This window comes from Curtobacterium sp. NPDC089689 (assembly GCF_044749145.1).
Lineage (GTDB): Bacteria > Actinomycetota > Actinomycetes > Actinomycetales > Microbacteriaceae > Curtobacterium.
Genome location: NZ_JBIVHJ010000001.1, coordinates 1,048,576 through 1,071,856 on the forward strand (window position 1 = coordinate 1,048,576; position 23,281 = coordinate 1,071,856).

Sequence of the window (23,281 nt, forward strand, 5' to 3'; positions counted from 1 at the left end):
CTCGACCATCACCAGATGGCGACGCGCTCGGCCGGGTCGAGGTACATCGAGTCGCCCTCCGTCACGCCGAACGTGTCGTAGAAGCCGTCGATGTTGCGCACGACCTGGTTGCACCGGAACTCGTTCGGGGAGTGCGGGTCGATGCTGAGCAGGCGCGCGGCCTCCTCCGGACGGATCGCCATCCGCCAGGCCTGCGCCCAGCTGAGGAAGAAGCGCTCCGCACCGCTGAGCCCGTCGACCACCGGCGGCTCCTGACCGTCGAGGGACAGCAGGTACGCCTTCCAGGCGATCGAGAGGCCGCCGAGGTCGCCGATGTTCTCACCGATCGTCAGCGCGCCGTTGACGTGGCCGTCGGGGACCTCGGTCGGGACGAGGGCGTCGTACTGCGCGATGAGGGCCTTCGTGCGCTCCTCGAACGCGGCGCGGTCGGCCTCGGTCCACCAGTTCTGCAGGCGACCGTCGCCGTCGTACTGCGACCCCTGGTCGTCGAAGCCGTGACCGATCTCGTGGCCGATCACGGCACCGATCGCGCCGTAGTTCGCGGCGGGGTCGCGTCCGGCGTCGAAGAACGGGAACTGCAGGATCGCGGCGGGGAACACGATCTCGTTGAAGCCGGGGTTGTAGTACGCGTTGATCGTCTGCGGGGTCATGAACCACTCGTCGCGGTCGATCGGCTTGCCGATCTTGCCGAGCTCACGGTCGACCTGGAAGCTCGCGACGGCACGGACGTTGCCGATGAGGTCGTCGGCGGAGACCTGCAGCGCCGAGTAGTCGCGCCACTTCACCGGGTAGCCGATCTTCGGCGTGAACTTGTCGAGCTTGTCGAGGGCCCGCGCACGGGTCTCGTCGGTCATCCAGTCGAGACCCGTGATGCTCTGGCGGTAGGCCTCGACGAGGTTCGCGACGAGCTCGTCCATCTCGGCCTTGGAGGTCTCGTCGAAGTGCTCCTGCACGTAGATGCGACCGATCGCCTCGCCCATGGCGCCCTCGACCAGGGAGACGCCGCGCTTCCACCGCTCGCGCTGCTTGGGTGCTCCGGTCAGCGCGGTGCCGTAGAACGAGAAGTTCGTCGCGGAGAACGCGCTCGTCAGGTAGGCCGCCGAGCCGCGGACGACCTGCCAGCGGAGCCAGTCCTTCCACGCCGTGAGCGGCTCGGTGCGCAGCAGTCGCGCGAGCCCGGTGATGAACGACGGCTCGCGGACGACGACGGTCTCGAAGGCACCGGCCGGGGCGTCGATGGCCTCCCACCACTGCCGCAGGTCGATGCCTTCGGCGAGCGCCGCGACCTCGGCCCACGGGAGCTTGTTGTAGGTCTTCTGGCTGTCGCGCGTGGTGACGTTGTCCCAGTGCTCGGCGGCGAGGGCGGTCTCCAACCCGATGACGTTGTCGCTGCGGTCGCCCGCGTCGTCGAAGCCGGCGAGCGGGAACATCGCGGCGACGAACTCGCGGTACTTCGTGCGGATGTCGGCGAAGCGCTCCTCGCGATAGTACGACTCGTCGGGCAGTCCGAGGCCGCTCTGCTCGAGGAACACGACGTAGGACTCGGGGTCACCCGGGTCGTTGTCGACGAAGAGCTGGAGGAAGCTCGGCAGCCCGAGGCGCTCGAAGCGGCCGACCATGCGGACGACGTCCTCGACCGACTCGACCGTGTCGACCTCGGCGAGCAGGGGCTCGATCGGGCCGGTGCCCAGCTCCTCGAGGTGCGTCTCGTCGGTGAAGGAGGTGTAGAGGTCGCCGACCTTGCGCTCCTCGGTGCCCGGATCGGCCTGCTGCGAGCGCTCGACGATCTCGCGGACGGCGAGTTCAGCCGCCTCGGCGAGGATCGTGAAGGACCCGTACCGCGCCTTGTCGTCGGGGATCGGGGTGTCGGCGACCCACGTGCCGTTGACGTGCCGGTAGAGGTCGTCCTGGGGGCGCACACCTGCGTCGAGCTCGTCGGTGTGGATGCCGGAGGTGCTTGCGACGTCGGTCATGCCGTCCACGATAGCCACCGTTGCCCTGTGCGCGGGTGGGTCAGCCCGAGCGGTCACGAGCAGCGCTCGTCCACAGATCGGGTCGGTCCTCGTCACGGGCCTCGCGGTGCCACTACCGTTTCCCGCATGGGACTCCCTTGGAAGCTGCACGGCGACGGCCGCACCGTCTCGGCGACGACGATCGTGGCCCCCGACGAGCGCCTCGGCTGGGGACGGACCGTCGGCCTCGGCGTGCAGCACGTCGTCGCGATGTTCGGCGCGACCTTCCTCGTCCCGCTCATCACCGGCTTCCCGCCGTCGACGACCCTGCTGTTCAGCGGCATCGGGACGATCCTGTTCCTGCTCATCACCGGCAACCGCCTGCCGAGCTACCTCGGGTCGTCGTTCGCGTTCCTCGCACCGATCGGCGCCGCCACCAAGATCGGCGGCATCCCGCTCGCCCTGTCGGGGATCATCGTCGTCGGGGCGCTGCTCGCGGTCGTCGGACTCGTGGTGCACCTCGCCGGCGCCGGGTGGATCGACCGCGTGATGCCGCCGGTGGTGTCCGGTGCGATCGTCGCCCTCATCGGGTTCAACCTCGCGCCCGCCGCACGCGACAACTTCGTCAAGGCACCGGTCATCGCGCTGATCACCCTGCTCGCGATCATCCTCGTGACCGTCCTGTTCAAGGGCCTCATCGGGCGGCTCTCGATCGTCATCGGCGTCGTCGTCGGCTACGTCGCGGCGGTCATCGCGGGCGAGGTCGACTTCTCGAAGGTCGCTGCGGCGCCGTGGGTGGGCCTGCCGACGTTCACCGCCCCGGCCTTCGACGCCGGCCAGCTCGCGATCTACCTCGGCTTCGTGCCGGTCGTCCTGGCGCTGGTCGCCGAGAACGTCGGTCACGTGAAGGGCGTGGGACAGCTCACCGGCCGCGACCTCACCCCGCTCACCGGGCGTGCGCTGTTCGCGGACGGGGTCTCGACGGTCCTCGCGGGCATCGGCGGCGGATCCGCGACGACGACCTACGGCGAGAACATCGGCGTGATGGCCGCCACCCGCGTGTTCTCGACCGCGGCGTACTGGGTCGCGGCGATCGTCGCGGTCCTGCTCGGGCTCTCCCCGAAGATCGGCGTCCTGATCTCGTCGGTCCCCGCGGGAGTGCTCGGCGGAGCGACGACCGCGCTCTACGGCCTCATCGGGATCATCGGCATCCGGATCTGGGTCGAGAACAAGGTCGACTTCGCGAAGCCGAAGAACCAGCTCACGGCGGGGATCGCGCTCATCATGGGCATCGCAGACTTCACGTTCTCGTTCGGCGGCGCGACGTTCGGCGGGATCATCGTCGGCACGGTCGCTGCGATCGTGGTGTACCACGTGATGGACCTCATCGGCCGGGCCCGCGGGACGGACCCGGCGACGCCTGCGGCGTCGGACGCGGCCCACGCCGCGACCGGCGCGGTCCCCGCGGAGCCGCGCGCCGACTGAGACGCCGCCACGGGACGGACGGGAGGCTCGTGGCCGGCCCGCGCCGAGCCTCCCGTCCGTCCCGCGCGAGCCGCACGAGCCACACGCGCCGCGCGAGCCGCGCGAGCCGCGCGAGCCGCGCGAGCCGTCAAGATGGTCCGGTGCACCTGAGGACCGAGACCCGTCGAGTCGACCGGGACATCGTCCGGCTCGCCGTGCCCGCGCTCGGCGCGCTCGTCGTCGAACCGCTGTTCCTGCTCACCGACACCGCCCTCGTCGGGCACCTCGGCCAGACGCCGCTCGCAGCGGTCGGTCTGGCGAGTGCCGTCCTCCAGACCGTCACGGGGCTGCTCGTCTTCCTCGCGTACTCGACCACCCCCGCGGTCGCGCGGGCCCTCGGCGCCGGTGACCGACGCGGAGCCGTGCACGCGGGCATCGACGGCATGTGGCTCGCCCTCGTGCTCGGAGTCGTGCTCGCCCTGGTCGGCTGGCCACTCGCGGCACCGCTCGTCGATGCGTTCGGCGCTGCGCCGGAGGTGTCGGCGGCAGCGACGGCGTACCTCACGCTGTCGCTCGTCGGACTGCCGGGGATCCTGGTGGTGACGGCGTCCACCGGGCTCCTGCGCGGACTGCAGGACACGCGGACCCCCCTCGTGGTCGCGACCGTCGGGTTCGTCGCGAACGGGCTGCTCAACGCGGTCCTCATCTACGGCGCGGGCTGGGGCGTCGAGGGTTCCGCGGCCGGGACGGTCGTCGTGCAGTGGGCGATGGCTGCCGTCTACGTGGTGATCGCGGTGCGGGCAGCTCGGGCGTCCGGTGCCCCGCTGCGCCCCGGCGCCTCGGGTGTGGCACGCGCGCTCCGGTCGGGAGCGTGGCTGTTCCTCCGCACCGCCTCGCTCCGGATCGCCATGCTCGCGACGGTGTCGGTGGCGGCGGGACTCGGCACCACGGGGCTCGCCACGACGCAGGTCGGGCTCACGGTGTTCTCGACGCTGGCGTTCGCGCTCGACGCCCTCGCGATCGCAGGGCAGGCCCTCGTCGGCCACGGACTCGGAGCGCGCGATCCCGATCGGGTGCGGCTCGTGACCGGCCGGCTGGTGCTGCTCGGGATCGTGGGCGGCGTCGTGCTCGGACTCCTGACCGCGGCGGTGAGCGGCGTGCTCGGGCCGGTGTTCTCGGACTCGAGCGCGGTGCAGCAGGCACTCCCCGTGGTGCTGGTGATCGTCGCGGTGGGGATGCCGGTCGCCGGGTACGTGTTCGTGCTGGACGGGGTGCTCATCGGCGCAGGGGACGCGCGGTACCTGGCACTGGCGGGCGGCGTGAACCTCGTCGTGTACCTGCCGCTGCTGTGGTGGGCGGGCGGGACACTCGCGGGACTCTGGGCTGCGTTCGCGCTCGGGTACATCGGCGTGCGCGCGGTGACGCTCGGGGTGCGGGCGCACCGGCGGGGCTGGATCGAGGTGGCGCTGGCCCGTTGAGCGGCGGTGTCCGCGCGCGCTGGTGCGGGCGCGTGGGTGCCGTGACAGCGACAGATGTGCCGTGTCGCTTTCGCGAGAGCGACAAGATCCGCGCGGATCCCGGCGGCAGACTGTCGCTTTCGCGAGAGCGACAAGATCCGCGCGGATCCCGGCGGCAGACTGTCGCTTTCGCGGAAACGACGATCGCCGGCGGGCACGCGCGGACGGCGCACCGCGTCAGCGCGCGGGCCGCGCACCGCGTCAGCGCGCGGGCCGCGCACCGCGTCAGCGCGCGGGCGGCGGGGCCGTCGTGTCGCCGATGCGGAGCTCGGAGCGGAAGGCAGCGGGCTGCGCCGGAGCCCCCTCGAGCATGGCGATCGCCGCCCGGGCCGCGGCCTGGCCCTTCTGCACGAACGGCTGCACGAGCGTGGTCAGCTGCCGGATCGGGGTGCGGTGGAACAGGCTGTCGTCGACGGGGATGCCGTCGAACCCCACCACGCTGACGTCCTCGGGCACGCGGAGTCCGGCGTCGAGCGCGGCCGAGATCACCCCGACCGCGAGGACGTCGCTCTGCACGACCACCGCGGTGGGCCGAGGCCCGTCGGGGGCGAAGAGGCCGGCCCCGACGATGCGGCCCTCCTCGACCGAGCTGCCGGCCGCCTCGTGCGCCGGCGCGGACGGGAAGACCCCGCGGACCCCGCGCAGGCGTTCGAGCGAGGTGTGCGCGATGCCCTCGGCCTCGCGTCCGGGGCTGATCGGCCCGCGGCGGTGGGTGCCGTCGAGCGGCAGCGTCACGACGAGGACGTCGGTGTGGCCGAGGTCACGGAGGAAGGCAGCGGCGCGTCGCGAGGCCTCCCGGTTGTCGAGCTGCACGGGGACCGCGCCCTCGATGTCGTCGGCCTCGATGGCGACGACGGGGATGTTCCGACGACGGAGGACGGCGACCGCTGGATCGATCCGGACGTTGCACCCGATGAGCACCACCGCGTCCACCGGGGCGTCGACGAGCGGCCCCACCAACCCGGCGTCGTCGAGCGGGCTGCGGACGAGGAGCAGGGAGGTCCCCGCCTCGCCGGCCACCTCGGCGATGCCGTCGAGCGTGAGGACGTTCACCGGGTCACGGAAGGCGTCGCTCAGCCGCTCGTCCATCACCACGCCGATGACCCCGGACCGACCACGGCGGAGGGAGCGCGCACGTGGGTCGGGGCCGCCGTAGCCGAGTTCCGCGGCGGCCGCGAGGACGCGCTCGCGGGCCTCGTCCGAGACCGGGCCGGCACCGCTGAACGCCAGCGACGCGGTCGAGGGTGCCACGCCGGCGGCGCGTGCGACCGCGGCCAGGGTCGGGCGCGCGACACGACTGCCCGTCGTGGGTCGCGCCGCGCCGTTCGCGGTTGCCGGTTCGTCCATCGCCCGTTAGCGTAATCGTCATCGACGGTCGAATCGATTCGACCAGCGGCCCGACACGCAAGACGACGCGGGACCCCACCCAGCACGAGACCCGGAAGAGCACCATGACGACGACGTCCGCACGCACCGCACCGACCACCCGCGCGTGGATCACCGCCGTGTTCGTGGCCTTCACGATGTCCGGCCTCGCGATCGCCACGTGGCTCGGCCGGATCCCGAGCGTCCGCGACTCCCTCGGCGCGACCACCTTCGAGATGGGCCTGCTCGTGCTCGGCATGGCGGTGGGCTCGATCGGCGGCCTCACGTTCGCCGGGCACATCGTCGCCAAGGTCGGCGCCCGTCGGGGTGTGCAGGTCGCGTCGGTCTGCCTCGCGGCCGGGATCGTCTTCGCCGGGTTCGCCGTCACCTTCGGCTGGGGCTTCGCCGCGATCTGGATCGGCCTCGTCGCCTTCGGCTTCGGCAACGGCCTCGTGGACGTCTCGATGAACGTCTCGGGCGCAGCCGCCGAGAAGGCCGGTGGCCGCACGATCATGCCGCTCTTCCACGCCGCGTTCAGCATCGGGACGCTCGCTGGTGCCGGCATCGGCGCCCTGACCGAGGCGCTCGACGTCCCGGTGGTCCTGCACTTCGCGGTCCTCGGTGTGGTGACCTGCCTCGTCATGCTCGCCGCCGCCTCGCGCTTCGGCGACGAGCACCGGTACGAGGAGCACGAAGGCACCGAGACCAGCCCGACCCCGGTGCAGCTCACCCGCTGGCAGGTGTGGGCGCAGCCGTCCACGCTCCTCATCGGCGTGATCGTGCTCGGCATGGCGCTGGCCGAGGGGTCCGCGAACGACTGGCTGCCCCTCGCCATGATCGACGGCCACGGCCTCGACAACGCCGCCGGTTCCGCGGTGCTCACGGTGTTCCTCGCCGCGATGACCGCCGGGCGCATCGCCGGCAGCCCGCTCATCGACCGGTTCGGCCGTGTCCCCGTCCTCCGGGTGAGCGCCGCCGTCGCCGTCGTCGGACTCGGGCTGCTCATCTTCGTCGACGTCATCCCGATCGCGATCGTCGGCGTGGTCCTGTGGGGCCTCGGGGCGAGCCTCGGCTTCCCGATGGGCATGTCCGCCGCCGCCGACGACCCCCGCTCCGCAGCGCTCAAGGTCAGCGCCGTCGCGACGATCGGGTACGTGGCGTTCCTCGCCGGCCCGCCGCTGATCGGCTTCCTCGGCGAGCACATCGGGCTGCTCGGCGCCCTGCTCGTGGTGTTCGTCTTCATCATCGCCGCGGGCCTGGCGTCCGGTGCCGCCCGCGAGACCGGCGCGGCCGCCGAGACGCTGCGCAGGCGGCGGGCCGGCGGGGACCGCCGCGACGACGGTGCGCACGGGGCCGCACCCGACCACCAGGCACCCGACCACCACGCGGACGCGACGCAGCGCGGCGGAGGCGAGCCGCGCCTCCAGGCCGACCGTCCGGACCACGCGACGGACGACACGATGGCAGACCCGGCGTCGTCGGGCGGGGCACGAAGCGACCGTTAGGATCGCCGGGTGCGTCTCGTCATCGCCCGCTGCTCCGTGGACTACGCGGGGCGACTCTCGGCCCACCTCCCCCTCGCCACGCGCCTGCTCATGCTCAAGGCGGACGGTTCGCTGCTCGTGCACTCCGACGGCGGTAGCTACAAGCCGCTGAACTGGATGAGCCCGCCCTGCTCGATCGAGATGGGCGAGCCGAGCGAAGAGCAGGCCGAGGCCGGCATCAGGCAGGTCTGGACCGTGACGCAGAAGAAGACGCAGGACAAGCTCGTCGTCAGCCTGTACGAGGTGATCGCTGACGAGACCCACGACCTCGGCGTCGACCCTGGACTCGTGAAGGACGGCGTCGAGGCCCACCTGCAGCAGCTCCTCGCCGAGCAGATCGAGCTGCTGGGCGACGGGCACACCCTCGTCCGCCGCGAGTACATGACCGCGATCGGACCGGTCGACATCCTGGCGCGGGACGACGCGGGGGCGAGCGTCGCGGTCGAGATGAAGCGGAACGCGAACATCGACGCCGTCGAGCAGCTCACGCGGTACCTCGAGCTCATGAACCGCGACCCGCTGCTGCGTCCGGTGCAGGGCGTCCTCGCGGCGCAGACGGTGGCGCCGCAGGCCCGCACCCTGGCCGAGGACCGCGGGATCCGCGTCCTCGTCCTCGACTACGACGCGATGCGTGGCATCGAGGGCGGGCACACCCGCCTGTTCTGAGCGCGGGCCGGGCCCGGCTGACTGTCGAGACGCGCACGCTTCGTGGGACCCAGAACGGACGGCCGGGAGGCACGGCGCGGGTCCGCCCCGTCGGCGCGGCACCCGGACGGGTGCGTCCAGCGCCCCGGCTAGGCTGGGTGGGACATGACGCGCCCGTTCACCGCCATCCTCTTCGACCTCGACGGCACCATCAGCGACTCCGCTCCGGGCATCCTCGAGAGCATGACGCACACCTTCACCACCGTGGGCGTCCCCGTGCCGGACCACGCGACGCTCATGTCGTTCGTGGGCCCGCCGATCCTCGACACCTTCCACGACGCGATGGGCATGGACGCCGCGCAGGCCGAGCACACCCTCGCCGTGTACCGCGAGCACTACCTCTCGCACGGCGCCCTCGACTCGGCGATGTTCCCGGGCATCGACGTCGTGCTCCACACGCTCCACGAGGCCGGGCTGCCGATCTCGACGGCGACGAGCAAGCCGGAGACCCCGGCGACGTACATCCTCGAGCACTACGGCCTGACCGGGGACATCGACATCATCACCGGTGCGAGCGACGACGAGGTCCGCAGCTCGAAGGCCGACGTCGTCGCGGAGGCGCTGCGCCGACTCGACGCCCGCGGGTTCGACGTCAGCCGTCCCGTGCTGATCGGCGACCGCAAGCACGACGTCGAGGGCGCAGCGGTCCACGGCGTGCCGACGATCTTCGCGGAGTGGGGCTACGGCTCGCCGGAGGAGGCCGAGGGCACCGTCGCCCGGGCCGCGACCCCGCTCGACCTCCTGCCGATCCTGCTCCCGTGACGGGCGCCGTCCGCACCGGGCTCCGCGGGGCCGCGTGGCTGCTCCCCGCCGCCGTCGTCCTCATCGCCCTGAACTTCCGCGGGCCGATCGTCGCGACCGCCCCGGTCATCGGCGACGTGCGCGCCGACCTCGACCTGACCGCGAGCATCGCCGGTCTCCTGACGACCATCCCCGTGCTCTGCTTCGCCCTCGCGACGCCGTTCGCGAGCTGGGTGATCGCGAAGGCCGACCCCGAGCGTGCGGTGTCGCTCTCGCTCGTGGTCGTCCTCGTGGGCACGGTGGTCCGGTCGCTGCCCTCGTCGGTGGCACTGCTCGTCGGCACCGCGGTGATCGGCATCGGCATCACGATCGGGAACGTCGTGATCCCGGTGGTCATCCGGCGGGACACCTCCCCGGAGCGGGTCGGACTCGTCACGGGCGTGTACACCTCGGCGCTCAACGTCGGGTCGATGATCACCTCGCTCGGGACGGCTCCGATCGCCGCGGTCTGGGGCTGGCCGGTCGCGATCGCGATCTGGGGTGTGCTCGCAGTCCTCGCCGGCATCGGTTGGACGTACACCGTCGGGGCTCGGGCGGCCTGGCGTCGGCCGGTCGCGGTCGAGCCCGTCGTGGAGACCGGACCGATCGACCAGGTGCTCGGCACGGGGTCGATCCGGACCGTCGACGGCGGTGCGGGAACGACCCCCGTCCGTCCGGCTCGGCGGCTCATCACCTGGGGGCTCACGCTGGCGTTCGGCGGGCAGGCGTTCTCGTACTACGCCCTCACCGCCTGGATCCCGACGCTGCTGCACGACGAGATCGGCTTCTCGAAGGCGTCCTCGGGCGCGAGCTCGTCGGTGTTCCAGATCCTCGCCGTCGTCGGGGCGCTCGGCGTCCCGCTGCTCGCGGCGCGGTGGCGTCCGCGGGCGATCATCGCGCTCGTGGCGTTCCTCTGGCTCGCGATGCCGCTCGGGCTGCTGTTCGCGCCGCAGCTCTGGTTGCTCTGGTCGGTCCTCGGGGGCGCGGCGCAGGGCGGTGGCATCACGGTCATCTTCATCGTGATCGTGCGGATCGTGTCGAGCGACGCCGATGCCCGGCGGATGTCGGCGTTCGTGCAGGGCGGCGGGTACCTCCTCGGGAGCGCCGGACCGCTGGTGGCCGGGTCCCTGCACGGAGCCACGGGCGACTGGACGGCGCCGCTGCTCGTCGTCCTCGTGGCCGTGCTGACCCTCGGCGTCGCGGGCACGATCTCGGCGCGTCGGGTCGACTGACCGGTCCTCGGCGTCGGCTGAGCTTCCGGTCAGTCGAGGCCGTACGCGGGCTGGACGTTCCCCGGACGAACCGCACGTCGACTCAGCGGAGGGACCGCCTTCGCGGCATGCTGGCGGCAGCGTCGCGGCGCACCGTCACCCGGCAGCGCCAGGGTCCAGGGGTGGACACCCGACGTCCGGCCCGGTGGGCCGACCAACACCCCGCCGCGCGGGTCGCGCTGCTCCTCGTCCTGACCGGGTCCACTTTGTTGCTCGGGTGGAACCTCGCCCGCGGCGGCGATGCGCCCTTCTACGCGGCGGCCGCCCGCTCGATGTCCGGATCGTGGCATGCACTGTGGTCCGGGTCCTTCGACCCCTCGGGGACGGTGACGCTCGACAAGCTCAGCGGGTTCCTCGTCCCGCAGGCACTGAGCATCCGGCTGTTCGGCGACTCCACCTCGGCCCTCGCGCTGCCGCAGGTCGTCGAGGGACTCGTCACGGTGTGGGCGTGCTCGGTGGTCGGCCTCCGCTGGGCCGGTGCCGGGACGGGACTCGTCGCCGCCCTCGCCGCCGCGAGCACGCCGATCTTCGTGTCCGTGTTCGCGCACCCGATGGAGGACGCCCTGCTCACGGTGGCCCTCGCAGTCGCGCTGCTCTGCTGGCAGCGGGCGGCGATCACCGGGACCTGGTGGCCGCTCGTGCTCGCGGGCGTCGCGGTCGGGGTGGGCTTCCAGGCGAAGATGCTGCAGGCGTGGTTCGTCCTGCCCGCGCTGCTGCTCGGCACGCTGCTCGCGGACGCCCGGCCCGGAGGACGGTGGGGCGTGTGGGTGCGGCTCGGGCGGACCGCGGTGCTCGGTGCCGTGGCCGTCGGGGCCTCGCTCGTCTGGGTGGTCTGGCTCGCCCGGACGCCCGTCGGGGCCCGACCGTACGTGGACGGTTCGACGGACGACGACCCGTGGGCGATGGTGTTCGGCTACAACGGGCTCGACCGCTTCCGACCGGGCACGTTCCCGGGGTCGGTCGCCGTGCACCCCTCGGCCACGCCGGCGCCGTCCGGTGACCCGGGCCGGCTGACGAAGCTGCTCGAGCCGCACCTCGGCTCGCAGGTGTCGTGGCTGCTGCCGGCAGCGCTCTTCGCCGTCCTCGTCGGGGCCGTCGTGCTGTGTGCCCGGCGACGTGACCGGGCCGCGCCGGTGCTCGGCGGTGCGCTCGACACCCGCGCCGGTGCCGTCACGCTCGTCGTCGTGACGGTCTGGCTCGCGACCGCGGCCGCCGTGCTCTCGGTGGCCCGGATCCCGCACACCGCGTACGTCGCCGCGGTCGGCGTCCAGCTCGCGGTCCTCGCCGCCGTCGGCTGGTGCGGGGCGGTCGGCCTGGCGCGCTCCCGGTCCGCGTGGCTGCGCGCCCTGCCGCTCGTCCTCGCCGTCGGGCAGGAGGCGTGGTGGCTCTTCCTCGCGCACGGCGCCGGTGAGCCGACCGTCCTCGCCCACGCGGCGCACGCCGTCGCGAACGCGACCGTCGTCGCGGCGGTCGTCGCACTCCTCTGGCGACCACGGGACGCCGTGGGCGGTGTGTCGGGGCCGCGCCGTGCCTCCCGGGCGGTCATCGCGACCGCCACCGGACTGGCCCTCGTGGCGGGGCCGGCCGCCTTCTCGATGCAGGCGCTCGACGCCGCACGCGACGGTTCGGGTCTGGACGCGTCCGTCGGACGCACCGTGGGCGTCGAGCGGTACCACGTCTCCGCACCGGACTGGCGCGGCGGCGAACCCGCGACCTACCCGGCCGCGGTGCGGCAGCTCGTCGGGCTCGCCGGTCGGATCGACGGCCACCGTCCGGGGACGCCGCTCTTCCTCACCGACGCCTGGCGGTTGTCGTCCCTCGTGGTCTCGGCCACCGGTCTGCCCGTACTCACGGACGGCGGGTTCTCCGGGACCGTACCGGTCTTCACGACCCGGCAGATCCGCGAGCGGATCGACCACGGGCTGCGCATGCTCGTCTCGATCAGCGGCGCCCGAGCCGACGATCCGGTCCTCCGCGCCGCGCTGGCCGGCGGGTGCCGCACGGTCCCCGACGCCCGGCCCGGGCACCACGTGGTGCTCAGCACGTGGCCAGCAGACGACCTGCAGTGGACGGTGTGGCGGTGTGGACTCCCCGGTCCGTCGACCGGGCGGGTCCTCGTGCGCCCGGCGCACGGTGACGGACCGGTCCGGGCGTGGGTCAGGCCTGCTCGAGCACCTCGCGCAGGGACATCGGCCGCCGCCCGGTGACCCGCTCGACGTCGCCCGAGACGTGTGCGAGCGAACCCTCGGCGATCGCCGTGTAGGTGCTCACCCAGGCATCGGCCTGCCACGGTGCCGGTTCCCACCGAGCGCGGGAGGCGTACGCCTCGTCGAGGGTCTCCGGGTGGTACGTCACGGTGCGCCCGCGGACATCCGACACCGTCGCCGCGGCCTGCGCGAGGGTGATCGCGGCGGGCCCCGTCAGTTCGTACGTCCGGTCGAGGTGCGACGTCGGCGCCTGCAGCACGGCCGTCGCGACGCGAGCGACGTCGGCGCGCGCGACCGCGGCCATCGCGCCGTCCGCCGCCGGGCCGCGGATCACGCCGTCCTCGCCGACGAGGTCCTCGACGAAGTCGAGGTAGAACGAGTCACGGAGGAAGGTGTGGGCCATCGACGTCGCCCGGATCGCCTGCTCCGTCGCCCAGTGGTCGCGACCGAGCGTGAACGTCGCGTCCGCCGCCGCACCGACGAACGAGGTGTAGACGACGTGACGCACCCCGGCCGTCGCGGCCGCGCCGACGAAGGTGCGGTGCTGCGCGAGACGGTCCTCGGCCTCGGCACCGGAGACCATGAGGAGCAGGTCCACGCCCTCGAGCGCGGCGCGTGCGGCCCCGGCGTCGTCGTAGGAGGCGACCGCGACCTCGGTGCCGGCGAGCTGCGGCGCACGGGAGGCGTCCCGCACGATCATGCGGAAGGGCACGTCGGCCGCGGCGAGCGCGTGGGCGACGGCGCCGCCGATGTTGCCGGTGGCCCCGGTGACGGCGATGGTCATGGTCGGTCCTCTCGTGGGGTGCGGGGCCGGCCGGCCGGCGTCGGTCGGGTGGTCACGTCCGGACCGTCCTGGAGGCACGGCTCACCGTGGCAGCGACCCGTGCGGCGTTCACGCCGTCCACCTCCACCGCCCACGCGCGCGCTGCGTCGTGGTCGCGCCCGTGCCGCATGTGGCGACCGACCAGGCGGTCGACGCGGACCGCGTCGTCGACGACGCAGGCCCACGTCTCGGTGAGGAGCTCCGGCAGCGCGGTCCACGGCGACTCGGTGTCGAGGAGGTAGTTCCCCTCGGTCACCACGAGTCGGGTCGCGCGCGGCACGGCGATGCTGCCCGCGACGGGTTCGTCGATCCGGCGATCGAAGTCCGGGGCCCAGACGACCGGTTCGTCCGCGGTCACCAGTCGACGGGCGAGCGCGACGTACCCGGCGGCGTCGAAGGTGTCGACCGCTCCCTTGCGGTCGTGCCGGCCGAGGGCGTCGAGCGCCGCGTTGGCGAGGTGGAACCCGTCCATCGGCACCTGCACGGCCGTCCCCGCGCCGAGCCGTTCGTCGACCGCGGTCACGATGCGTCGGGCGAGCGTCGACTTCCCCGCGCCCGGAGCGCCGGCGATGCCGAGCACGACCCGGTCCGCGCCGCGTGCCAGTTCCACGGCTCGCTCGACGGCCTCGTCGACGGACATCTCCTGCTGCGGCACGGTGTCATCCTCGCAGGCGCGGTGGTTCACTGGCCGCATGGTCGATGCGACGAAGGCGTTCAGCGGGTTCTCGGTGCGCGACGTCCCGGAGGCGAGGGCGTTCTACGAGGGGGTGCTCGGCGTCCCCGTGACGGAGGAGTACGGCATGCTCTCCCTGCAGGTCGGCGGGACGCACGTGCTGGTCTACCCGAAGGGTCCCGCGCACGAGCCGGCGTCCTTCACCGTCCTGAACTTCCCGGTGTCCGACATCGATGCGGCGGTCGACGAGCTCACCGACGCCGGGGTCGTGTTCCTGCACTACGACGGTGTCACGGACGAGCGGGGCGTGAACCGGCAGGGCGGTCCGCTGATCGCGTGGTTCACCGACCCGTCGGGCAACGTGCTCAGCGTCCTCGAGGACTAGTCGGGATGTTGTATCCCGAGGATTGCGGCCCTCGGGGCTGACGGCCCCTGCGTGCGCTGGGGTGGCGGGTCGATGCGCCGCAGGTCGACCGGGAGCTCCGGTCCGCCCAGGCCGTCAGCGTGTGAGCGCACCCGCCCACGCGAGGGCGATCGGGACGAGGAGCCCGTGTCGGTGGTGGGGCAGCTCGGCGATCGGGATCCACCGGGCCTCGTCGGTGGATCCGTCGAGCTCGTCGCGGAGCACCCCACCGGTGACGGTGGCGCGGAACACCACCTGCACGGCCTTCATCGGGCGGCCCTTCGCTCCGGCGTGCATGCGCCGCTCCCCCGGGACCACGTGGTGCCGGATGCCGAGCAGCGGCCCGACCGTGGCGTCCAGCCCGGTCTCCTCCTGCACCTCGCGCACGACGGCCTGCTCCACGGTCTCGTCGAACTCGACTCCCCCGCCCGGCAACGTCCACGTCCCGGCCTCGGGGAACCGGAGCTTCGCGAGGAGCACCCGGTCGTCCTCGGTGATCACGGCGTACGCCGCGAGCCGGGTGTCGTAGTCCGTGTACTCCATGACCCGACCATGCCAGGAACGCGAGTGCGACTCGTTCAGCCGCGCCGTGCCTCCCGGCTGATGCGGCGGGACGACCGCGCGCCGCCGCTCACAGCGGTGTGACGGTGCTCACGCCGTCGCGACGGTGCTCCACCCGACCCGGAGCCGAGCGACCGCCCGGTCGAACGCACCCAGCACCTCGGTGTCGTCGCAGAGCATGGCCTGCAGCTGCAGGCCCTCGTACAGCGCGACGAGCTGCTCGGCGGCGTGCCGTGGGGACGCGCCCCGCGACTCGCGCCCGGCGACGACGTCGCGGGTCAGTCCGAGCGTGATGTCCTCGAACGAATGGGCGTACTGGGCGCGGAACCAGCCCTCGGCCGGGTGCCCCGGCGTGGACGCGGCACTGAGGAGAGCGATCCGCAGCCGGACGAGCGACGGCTCGTCGAGGCCGGCCTGCAACCGGGCACGGAGGTAGGCGACCACGCCGTCCCGCTCGGCGACGCTCCACAGCGCCCGGCGGCTCCCGTTGTTCCAACGGTCCATGACGGCCACGATCAGGAGGTCCCAGATCGGGTAGGCGCGGCGCACGTCGTCCTCCGTGAGGCCGGCCGCGCCGGCGATCTCGGCGTGACCCACGCTGTGGAAGTCACCGGACCGGTAGGCCTCGACGGCACCGGTGACCACACGGGACCGGAGGTCGGCGTCGGAATCGGGCATGCCGTCGATCCTGTCCCGACCGGCGGGTGCGGAGCATCGCCCAGTTCAGGGGGTCAGTCCGGGGCGCGGTGGCGCCCCCGCCCGTCAGCCGGCCACCCGTCAGCCGGCCGCCCGCGCGTCAGCGCGTCAGCGCGTCCTCGCGTCAGCTCGTCAGCTCGTGCTCGTCAGCCGCGGTCGAACGCGATCGTCCCGTCGTCCGGCTCCTCGACCTGTCCGGTCCGCGCGAAGTCGGCCCACACCTTCCGGATCCGGCGACCACGCTCCTCGACCGCCGCCCAGTCCCGCTCGGGCACGAACGCCGACCCGGCCCACGCCGCACGCCCCCCGAGCAGCATCGGCAGGTCGCTCATGTGCACCGCGCCGGTGGGGCGGGCCGTCGTGCCCCGGAGCAGGCGGTACGAGGTCGCCCGCCCGCCGGCTGCTCGGTGCCGGTCGCGGAAGCGCCGGACGTCCCGTCCGTAGATGACCTCGGACAGGGGCCGGACGAGCCACCATCGCACGAGGGAGCGCAGTGGGCGGATCCGGGTCACGGCTGCGAGCGCGGGGACGGCCCGGACGAACATCGCCGCCTCGTCGACCGCGGAGCCGATGAGCACGTCGATCCTCGGCGCCACCGCGCGCCAGGCGTCGACCGCCCGGCGCTCGGTCGGCAGCGGATCGTGCCCGTACTGCGTGCCGAAGGGCATGCCGCCGCGGAGTCCGAACGGCGCGCCCGCCCGGGTGCCGGCCAGCTGCCGCTCGAGGACGTCGTCGAGCGGTGTGGTCGCGCCCACGACACCGACGGCCCGGAGCACCGCGCGTGACATACGGGCTCGCCGTCGCGAGATGCCGAGCGGAGCGCTCTGGACGATCGCGCGACGGAACAGACCCTCGGTGCCGCTGCTGATCATGAGGTGCGCGATCGCGTCGCCACCGGCCGACTGCCCGAACAGCGTCACGGCGTCCGGGTCGCCCCCGAAGGACCGGATGTTCCCGTGCACCCACCGCAACGCCTCGACGAGGTCGAGCAGTCCGAGGTTCGCTGGCACGCGCTCCCCGTCGCCGAGGAACCCGAGGACGCCGAGCCGGTAGGTCACCGACACGACGACGACCCGCTGCTCGACCACGAGGTCGTGCGCATCGTGGATGGGCAGGTCGCCGCCGCCGATGACGTACGAGCCGCCGTGGACCCAGACCATGACGGGGAGCTGCTCGTCCGGACGCACGTCGGCGGGGAGGGTGATGGTCAGGCGCTGGCAGTCCTCGGCGACGGCGAGGTGCTGCATCGGGGGCAGCAACTCGTCCACGAACGCTGCTGGCGGCTGCGGCGCGACCGGGGCGGGGGTGACGGCGGCGAACGGTGTACCGAACGCGGGTGCGGGTCGGGGCCGGCCGAAGCGCTCGGCGACGGCGTAGGGGATCCCCTGCGCCCGGACGACGTCCCCGTCGACGCGGGCCTGGACGGTGCCGACCGGGGTCTCGAAGGCGCGCAGATCGGTCACGCCCTCCACGCTAATCGGTCACGTCCTCCACGCCAGCGCCGACGCCCGCAACACGGCGTCGAAAACTACCCACCGGGTGGTTTTTCCGGTAGCGTCGTCCTCGATCTCGCCGTGGAGCATCGCTCCTCTGCGGGCTGCGACGACCAGGGCCGCGACCACACCGTCACGGCGACCAGTGCCGCGACACCAGTCAGGACCGAAGGAGCCTCTGCAATGCCCACCACCTCTGTGCAGCTCTACTCGCTGCGCGACGCCATCGCCGAAGACCTCGATAAGGCCATCGCCCGGGTCCGCGAGATCGGCTACGAGAACGTCGAGCCGTACGCCTTCGTCGAGCGCGTCGACGACCTCGAGCGGGCACTGCAGGCCAACGGCCTCTCGGCGCCCTCGGGCCACGTCGCCGTGATCGACGCCGAGGACACCGCCCCGATCTGGGACGCCGCGAAGCGCCTCGGCATCCAGACCGTCATCGACCCGTTCATCCCGACCGACCGCTGGCAGACCGCCGACGACGTCAAGAAGATCGCGCACCGCGTGAACGAGCTGACCGCCGAGGCCGCCGGGCACGGCCTGCAGTTCGGGTACCACAACCACCAGTGGGAGTTCACGAACAAGGTCGACGGACGCACCGTCTACGACCTGTTCGTCGAGCAGCTCGCACCGGAGACCGTGCTCGAGGTCGACACCTTCTGGGCGACCGTCGGCGGCGCGGACGCCCCAGCGGTGCTCCGCTCCCTCGGTGACCGCGTCGTCGCGATCCACGTGAAGGACGGCAAGGTCGACGGTGACATCCTCACCGCCCTCCCCTCCGCCGAGAGCGCCCTCATCGTCCCGGAGGCGCTCCAGCGCGCGTTCGAGAACCAGAAGCCGGCCGGCCAGGGCGACGTCGACGTCGCAGGCATCCTCGCCGCCGCGCCGCAGGCCATCCGCGTCGTCGAGTTCGACGCCTACGCCGGTGACGTCTTCGAGGGCATCACCGAGTCGCTGCAGTGGCTGCGCGAGAACGACACCGCCGGGAGCGCCGCGTGACCCGCATCGGCGTCGGCATCATCGGTGCCGGCAACATCTCCGACCAGTACCTGACGAACCTGACGCAGTTCGCCGACGTCGAGGTCCTGTTCGTCGCCGACCTCATCCAGGAGCGCGCGAAGTCCCAGGCCGAGAAGTACGGCGTCCCGTCGTACGGCTCGGTCGAGGAGCTCCTCGCCCGCGACGACATCTCGATCGTGGTGAACATCACGATCCCGGCCGAGCACGCCAAGGTCGGCCAGCAGATCATCGCTGCCGGCAAGCACACCTGGAGCGAGAAGCCGGTCGCCACCACGGCCGAGGACGCGCAGGCGCTCCTCGCCGCGGCCGAGGCTGCCGGGGTCCGCTACGCCACGGCGCCGGACACCGTGCTCGGTGCGGGCATCCAGACCGCGATCCGCGCCATCGCCCGCGGGGACATCGGCACGCCGCTCACCGCGACGACGATGTTCCACGTGCCCGGCCCGGACCAGTGGCACCCGGACCCCGAGTTCCTGTACGCGCAGGGCGCCGGCCCGCTGTTCGACATCGGCCCGTACTACGTCACGACGCTGCTCCACGCGTTCGGCTCCGCCTCGCGCGTGCAGGCCGTGTCGTCGAAGTCGCGTGAGACCCGCGTGATCGGTTCGGGTCCCCGTGCCGGCACCGAGTTCCCGGTCGAGGTGCCCACGCACCACGCCGCGCTCATCTCGTTCGCCGACGGGCAGTCCGCGCAGACGACGCTGTCGTTCCAGCACGCCCTGCCGCGCAACGGCTTCGTCGAGATCAACGGCTCCGAGGGCACGATCGTGCTGCCGGACCCGAACGTCTTCGACGGTGACAGCACGCTGTGGACGCTCGGCAAGGACGAGCCGACGACCCTGGCGCACAAGGGATCCACCTGGGGCCGTGGCACGGGCGTCGTCGAGATGGCCCGCGCGATCGCCGAGGGCCGCCCCGAGCGGGCCTCCGGTGCTGTCGCGTCGCACGCGCTCGACGTCATGCTCGGCATCCGCGACGCGGCCGAGTCCGGCCAGGCCGTCGAGATCGCCTCGCGCATCGCGAAGCCGGAGCCGCTGCCCGAGGACTTCGACCCGGCAGCCGCGGTCCTCGCCGAGGGCGTCAACGCCTAGTCGCACCGCACGAGGAGGGGCCGGTTCCGTCAGGGACCGGCCCCTCCTCGTGTCCGCCGTCCGGCGTCGTCGGCCGGGAGGCACGGGTCGCGCCCGCCCCGCGGGCACCGGTCGCGCCGCACCGGTCGATCCGGGACACCGAACCCGTCCGGCTGGGGTAGCGTCGCCCCGTGGCGAAGACCCCTGCGATGACACCGACGTCGACGCCCCTCGCCGAGGTGCTCGACCGGGCCACCGGTGCCCGTCGCGCCGAGGTCGACGAACTGGTGACGCTCCACCGCGACCTGAGCGGGGCGGAGCCGGTGTTGTGGGCGGGTCGCATCCTCGGGTTCGGTGAGGTCGAGTACCGGTACGACTCCGGCCGCTCGGGCACCGTGCCCCTGCTCGCGTTCGCCCCGGGTCCGAAGCACCACACGGTCTACCTCGCCTCGGGGTTCGCCGAACGGTGGCCGGACCTGCTCGGGCAGCTCGGACCGCACCGGGCGAGCACCGCCTGCCTCTACCTGTCCCGACTCGAGGCGGTCGATCGGTCGGTGCTCCGTGAGTTGCTGGTCCGGACCCGAGGCGACGCACTATCGAACGGCTGATCCCGCCCCGGTATACGAGACCCGCGCGGTCGGCCCGCCTCCGACGGGTCGTTCGGCGTCCGCGCCAAGATGGGTGGACGCCGTCGACCGGCGGACGAGCAGGAGGGCGCGACCATGGCAGCACCGACGACCGACACCGAGGTCACCTACCCCGCTGGTGCCCTGACGAGCGAGGGGACCGTGCTGCACGTCGAGCCAGCGGGCGACGACCGGTGGGCCGTGTTCCTCGACCGCACCGCGGCGCACCCGGTCGACACCGCCTGGCCGGACCAGCCAGCCGACCGGGTGACCCTCCGGGGGCCCGACGCCCTGTACGAGGTGGCGGAGGTGCGGGTCGCCGGCTTCCACGACGGGAGCGTGCTCGTCGGGGACGCCCTCCCGGTGCGGACCGGCACGCCAGGGTGGGTGTTCGGTGTCGCGCACGTCGTCGCAGGGACCCCACCCCGGGTCGGCGAGACCGTCACGGTCACCGTCGACGCGGCGTACCGCGCGGCGCTGAGCATCGCGCACAGCGCCTGCCACCTCGCCGCCCTCGCCCTCGACGCCGCGCTCGCGGACCACTGGTCGAAGGCCGTTCCGGAGGACGCCCTCGGCCGTCCGGCCTTCGACGCGCTGGCCGTCACCCGGTCCTCGATCCACGAGTACCGGTCCGAGGACGTCTACCGGATCGGGAAGTCGCTGCGGAAGAAGGGCTTCGACCCGAGCGCGTTCGACGACCCCGACGCGATCGCTGCCCGGGTGACGGACCAGCTCCGCGCCTGGACCGCCGCCGGGGGCTCGATCCACGTCGACGCCGAGGGTCCCGGCCTCTCCGCACGGCGGCGGTGGACGTGCGCGCTGCCCGAGGGCACCGCGGCGATCCCCTGCGGCGGCACGCACGCCGAGTCCCTCGCCGACCTCGTCGACCCCGCGGTCACGATCAGCGTCGAGGACGTCCCCGGCGCGCGGCTCGTCACGATGACGACGAGGGTCACCGCGCCCCGCTGAGCCGCGGTCGCGTCAGCGCGCCGGGGGCAGGAGCCGCTCGAGCATGCGGAGCACGCGCTCCCCGTCGACGGCGTCCGGGTCGAGCAGCCACTGCACCTGCAGGCCGTCCGACGCCGCGATGCCGAGGCTCGCCAGGTCCACCGGGTCGAGGTCGTCGCGGATGCGCCCGGCGGCCTGGTCGGCCCGGATCCACTCGGCGAGCTCGGCGCGCAGTGCGGCGAAGCGCTCGCGCATGAACTCCCGGGTCGCCGGGTGCCCCTCCTGCACCGCGTCGGCCGACAGTGTCGTGTAGAGCTGCACGAGGCCGGGGACCGCCCGGTTCCGCACGGCGCTGTCCCGCATGTCGCCGATCGCCGACTTGACGCGCTCCGGATCGGCCTGCGACCGGACCTCGTGCTCGTGGTAGACCGCGAGCAGCAGTTCGTCGCGGCTCGGGAAGTAGTGCCGGAGCGCTGCGTGGGTGATGCCGAGCGCGTCGGCGACCGACCGGAGCGACGACGCGTCGACGCCCTGCGCCGCGACCATGCGGATCATCTCGTCGAGGATCTGCGCCCGGCGCTCGGCGCCCTTGCGGTACCCGCGTCGTCGCGGGACCGCGTCGTCGTCGGCCGGGGAGGTCACCCCGCCAACTTACCGCTGGAAGGTTTTCCGCGCGACCGGTCGTGTGCACGGGCCGGCGCACGATCGCGCGCCGCACCACGGCCTGGTCGCTCAGTCTGCGTCGGCGGGGACCGTGTACTCGTCGACCGGCACGGGCAATCCCTCCGCGAGCGCATCCACGATCGCCGAGAGCGTCCGTGTGAGCACCTCGTTGTCGCCGTCCGACAGCCCGTCCAGCACGCCCACCACGGCCTCGTGGAACGAGGCGTAGGAGAGACCGATCTTCGCCGCCGCCTGGTCGGTCGGCTCGAGGACCTGCTGCCGACGGTCCGTCGGGTGCGCGGCCCGTACGAGGTCGCCCGACGCGACGAGCCCGTCGACGAGCTTCGTCACGGACGCGTTGGACACCGACAGCATCACCGCGAGGTCCTTCGGTCCCATCGGCCGTTCGTCGCGGTGCGCCTGGAGCAGGTACCGGAGCGCGAGCGACTCGTTCTTCGTCAGCCCGGTCTCGACGCGTGCAGCCTCGATCTGCTGTTCCTCGGCGTGCTGCAGACGGAGCAGTGCGTCGACCGCGGTCTTGGCGGCGGCCGAGCGGGGCTGGCGGGCGTAGAGGTGGGCGTGCTCGCGGCGGACGACGGTCAACGGCATGCGGTCATGCGCTCCTGGTCAGACGAGGGGGGCCGAGAAGAAGTCGGCGTAGGACGGTTCGGTCTGCTTCGCGAGCAGCGACGGATCCTCGATCCGACGCTGGACGAAGGCGTCGATCACGGCCTGGTCGGTCAGGCCGACCCGGGGGTGGCTCCGTCCGCTCGCTGCGAGTCGCGGCATCCCCGTGTACGTGCTGCGCATGTCTGATCCCGCCTTCCTGCTGTGGTCGAGGTGTCCGTCGTGGACGATCCAGACTCTTTCACGAGGTGAACGGTTTGCGCAACGAACAGTTTCCATTGTGGACGATTCGCGCACTGAACCGTTCGGACGGTGCCGTCAGGACAGCATGCCGACAGCCATGACCACGACCGCCGTCCCCATCGTCACGGTCTCGAGCAGCGGGAGGATGCCCGCCCGGCGCCGGCTTCGCTCCTGTGCCCGTTCCCGTTCCCGGAGGCAGCCGCGGACCTCCGCGACCGTCAGGACGATGTACCCGGCGGTCAGCCCGGCGAGCACGACCGCCCACGTCGCAGCGACCGGTCCGCCGTGGTCGTGCATGCCGGGCATCGAACCGTCGTGCGACATCCCGACGCCCATCGCGCCCATCACCAGCAACCCGAGCGCCGCGTGCAGCCGCGCGGACCGGTCCGCACGCGCGCCGTTCCGCTGCGACCGGTCGACCGCGGCGAGGGCCACCGCCAGGACGACCAGGACCAGGAACCAGGCGGCTCCGGGGAGGACGCGGGGCGTCAGGAGGCCGTCTGCCATCGCGGCGACCATCGTGATCGCCGCGACGACGTCGACCGCACGGCCGGGACGCCACGCCCCGACCGTGCAGCACGCTCCGGCGGACGCCGGCAGGACGGCGACCAGTCCGAGGACGTCCGTCAC

At 72.9% G+C, this 23,281-nt stretch carries 23 protein-coding genes; 12 read left to right on the plus strand and 11 right to left on the minus strand.

The window, feature by feature from the left end:
• Positions 1–8 precede the first annotated feature (8 nt).
• Positions 9–1,973, minus strand: a complete 1,965-nt coding sequence (locus tag ACIPYW_RS05145; protein ID WP_400411382.1) for a M13 family metallopeptidase — start codon at positions 1,971–1,973, stop codon at positions 9–11.
• A gap of 126 nt (positions 1,974–2,099) precedes the next feature.
• Here ACIPYW_RS05145 and ACIPYW_RS05150 point away from each other — a divergent pair, with 126 nt between their 5' ends.
• Together ACIPYW_RS05150 and ACIPYW_RS05155 are read left to right on the plus strand one after the other, a co-directional pair.
• Complete coding sequence (locus tag ACIPYW_RS05150) at positions 2,100–3,437, plus strand: uracil-xanthine permease family protein (protein WP_400411385.1); 1,338 nt, start codon at positions 2,100–2,102, stop codon at positions 3,435–3,437.
• A 146-nt stretch (positions 3,438–3,583) separates the two neighbouring features.
• Complete coding sequence (locus tag ACIPYW_RS05155; protein ID WP_400412515.1) at positions 3,584–4,894, plus strand: MATE family efflux transporter; 1,311 nt, start codon at positions 3,584–3,586, stop codon at positions 4,892–4,894.
• Positions 4,895–5,158: 264 nt separating this feature from the next.
• On the opposite strand, the gene ACIPYW_RS05160 is transcribed toward ACIPYW_RS05155, so the two are convergent.
• Entirely contained in the window at positions 5,159–6,280 is a 1,122-nt protein-coding gene (locus ACIPYW_RS05160) for a LacI family DNA-binding transcriptional regulator (RefSeq protein WP_400411387.1), read from the minus strand.
• Between the two features lie 104 nt (positions 6,281–6,384).
• Between ACIPYW_RS05160 and ACIPYW_RS05165 the strand changes: the two genes are divergently transcribed.
• The 5 genes from ACIPYW_RS05165 to ACIPYW_RS05185 all read left to right on the plus strand — a co-directional run bounded on the left by ACIPYW_RS05165 (position 6,385) and on the right by ACIPYW_RS05185 (position 12,805).
• Positions 6,385–7,803 carry an MFS transporter gene (locus ACIPYW_RS05165; protein WP_400411390.1) on the plus strand — a complete coding sequence of 473 codons (1,419 nt, stop codon included), beginning with the start codon at positions 6,385–6,387 and terminating at the stop codon, positions 7,801–7,803.
• Positions 7,804–7,812: 9 nt separating this feature from the next.
• Entirely contained in the window at positions 7,813–8,508 is a 696-nt protein-coding gene (nucS, locus tag ACIPYW_RS05170; RefSeq protein WP_400411393.1) for an endonuclease NucS, read from the plus strand.
• A gap of 144 nt (positions 8,509–8,652) precedes the next feature.
• Positions 8,653–9,309 carry an HAD hydrolase-like protein gene (locus tag ACIPYW_RS05175; RefSeq protein ID WP_290133284.1) on the plus strand — a complete coding sequence of 219 codons (657 nt, stop codon included), beginning with the start codon at positions 8,653–8,655 and terminating at the stop codon, positions 9,307–9,309.
• A complete protein-coding gene (locus tag ACIPYW_RS05180) occupies positions 9,306–10,559 on the plus strand; it encodes a CynX/NimT family MFS transporter (protein WP_400411395.1) in 1,254 nt (417 codons plus the stop codon). Before ACIPYW_RS05175 ends, ACIPYW_RS05180 begins: the two co-directional genes overlap by 4 nt.
• A 161-nt stretch (positions 10,560–10,720) precedes the next feature.
• Positions 10,721–12,805, plus strand: a complete 2,085-nt coding sequence (locus ACIPYW_RS05185; RefSeq protein ID WP_400411398.1) for an ArnT family glycosyltransferase — start codon at positions 10,721–10,723, stop codon at positions 12,803–12,805.
• Here ACIPYW_RS05185 and ACIPYW_RS05190 read toward each other — a convergent pair.
• Entirely contained in the window at positions 12,756–13,589 is an 834-nt protein-coding gene (locus ACIPYW_RS05190) for an NmrA family NAD(P)-binding protein (protein WP_400411400.1), read from the minus strand. The two genes, ACIPYW_RS05185 and ACIPYW_RS05190, sit on opposite strands and share 50 nt — an antisense overlap.
• A 52-nt stretch (positions 13,590–13,641) precedes the next feature.
• Complete coding sequence (locus ACIPYW_RS05195) at positions 13,642–14,322, minus strand: nucleoside/nucleotide kinase family protein (RefSeq protein ID WP_400411402.1); 681 nt, start codon at positions 14,320–14,322, stop codon at positions 13,642–13,644.
• On the opposite strand from ACIPYW_RS05195, the gene ACIPYW_RS05200 reads away from it, so the two are divergent.
• Positions 14,321–14,686 (plus strand): VOC family protein, encoded by a 366-nt coding sequence (locus tag ACIPYW_RS05200; RefSeq protein ID WP_400411405.1) that lies wholly within the window; start codon positions 14,321–14,323, stop codon positions 14,684–14,686. The genes ACIPYW_RS05195 and ACIPYW_RS05200 overlap by 2 nt on opposite strands.
• A 114-nt stretch (positions 14,687–14,800) precedes the next feature.
• On the opposite strand, the gene ACIPYW_RS05205 is transcribed toward ACIPYW_RS05200, so the two are convergent.
• The 3 genes from ACIPYW_RS05205 to ACIPYW_RS05215 form a co-directional block, all read right to left on the minus strand.
• Complete coding sequence (locus tag ACIPYW_RS05205; RefSeq protein ID WP_400411407.1) at positions 14,801–15,247, minus strand: NUDIX hydrolase; 447 nt, start codon at positions 15,245–15,247, stop codon at positions 14,801–14,803.
• A gap of 108 nt (positions 15,248–15,355) precedes the next feature.
• The gene (locus tag ACIPYW_RS05210) at positions 15,356–15,943 is read right to left on the minus strand and encodes a TetR/AcrR family transcriptional regulator (protein WP_400411408.1); all 588 of its coding nucleotides are present in this window, start codon (positions 15,941–15,943) and stop codon (positions 15,356–15,358) included.
• Positions 15,944–16,107: 164 nt separating this feature from the next.
• Positions 16,108–17,424 (minus strand): carboxylesterase family protein, encoded by a 1,317-nt coding sequence (locus ACIPYW_RS05215; RefSeq protein WP_400411411.1) that lies wholly within the window; start codon positions 17,422–17,424, stop codon positions 16,108–16,110.
• Positions 17,425–17,637: 213 nt separating this feature from the next.
• Between ACIPYW_RS05215 and ACIPYW_RS05220 the strand changes: the two genes are divergently transcribed.
• From ACIPYW_RS05220 to ACIPYW_RS05235, 4 genes are all read left to right on the plus strand, one after another.
• Complete coding sequence (locus tag ACIPYW_RS05220) at positions 17,638–18,453, plus strand: sugar phosphate isomerase/epimerase family protein (protein ID WP_400411414.1); 816 nt, start codon at positions 17,638–17,640, stop codon at positions 18,451–18,453.
• On the plus strand, positions 18,450–19,565 hold the full coding sequence (locus ACIPYW_RS05225; RefSeq protein ID WP_400411415.1) for a Gfo/Idh/MocA family protein: 1,116 nt from the start codon (positions 18,450–18,452) through the stop codon (positions 19,563–19,565). Before ACIPYW_RS05220 ends, ACIPYW_RS05225 begins: the two co-directional genes overlap by 4 nt.
• A 170-nt stretch (positions 19,566–19,735) precedes the next feature.
• Entirely contained in the window at positions 19,736–20,152 is a 417-nt protein-coding gene (locus ACIPYW_RS05230; RefSeq protein WP_400411418.1) for a DUF1801 domain-containing protein, read from the plus strand.
• Between the two features lie 114 nt (positions 20,153–20,266).
• Positions 20,267–21,139, plus strand: coding sequence for a metal-dependent hydrolase (locus ACIPYW_RS05235; protein WP_400411421.1), 873 nt, complete (start codon positions 20,267–20,269; stop codon positions 21,137–21,139).
• Between the two features lie 12 nt (positions 21,140–21,151).
• Here ACIPYW_RS05235 and ACIPYW_RS05240 read toward each other — a convergent pair whose 3' ends face one another.
• The 4 genes from ACIPYW_RS05240 to ACIPYW_RS05255 form a co-directional block, all read right to left on the minus strand.
• Positions 21,152–21,760, minus strand: coding sequence for a TetR/AcrR family transcriptional regulator (locus ACIPYW_RS05240; protein WP_400411423.1), 609 nt, complete (start codon positions 21,758–21,760; stop codon positions 21,152–21,154).
• A gap of 90 nt (positions 21,761–21,850) precedes the next feature.
• Positions 21,851–22,390 carry a MarR family winged helix-turn-helix transcriptional regulator gene (locus ACIPYW_RS05245; RefSeq protein WP_400411426.1) on the minus strand — a complete coding sequence of 180 codons (540 nt, stop codon included), beginning with the start codon at positions 22,388–22,390 and terminating at the stop codon, positions 21,851–21,853.
• A gap of 18 nt (positions 22,391–22,408) precedes the next feature.
• A complete protein-coding gene (locus ACIPYW_RS05250) occupies positions 22,409–22,591 on the minus strand; it encodes a hypothetical protein (protein WP_400411429.1) in 183 nt (60 codons plus the stop codon).
• A 135-nt stretch (positions 22,592–22,726) separates the two neighbouring features.
• Positions 22,727–23,281: a hypothetical protein gene (locus tag ACIPYW_RS05255; RefSeq protein WP_400411431.1), complete on the minus strand. Its 555-nt coding sequence runs from the start codon at positions 23,279–23,281 to the stop codon at positions 22,727–22,729.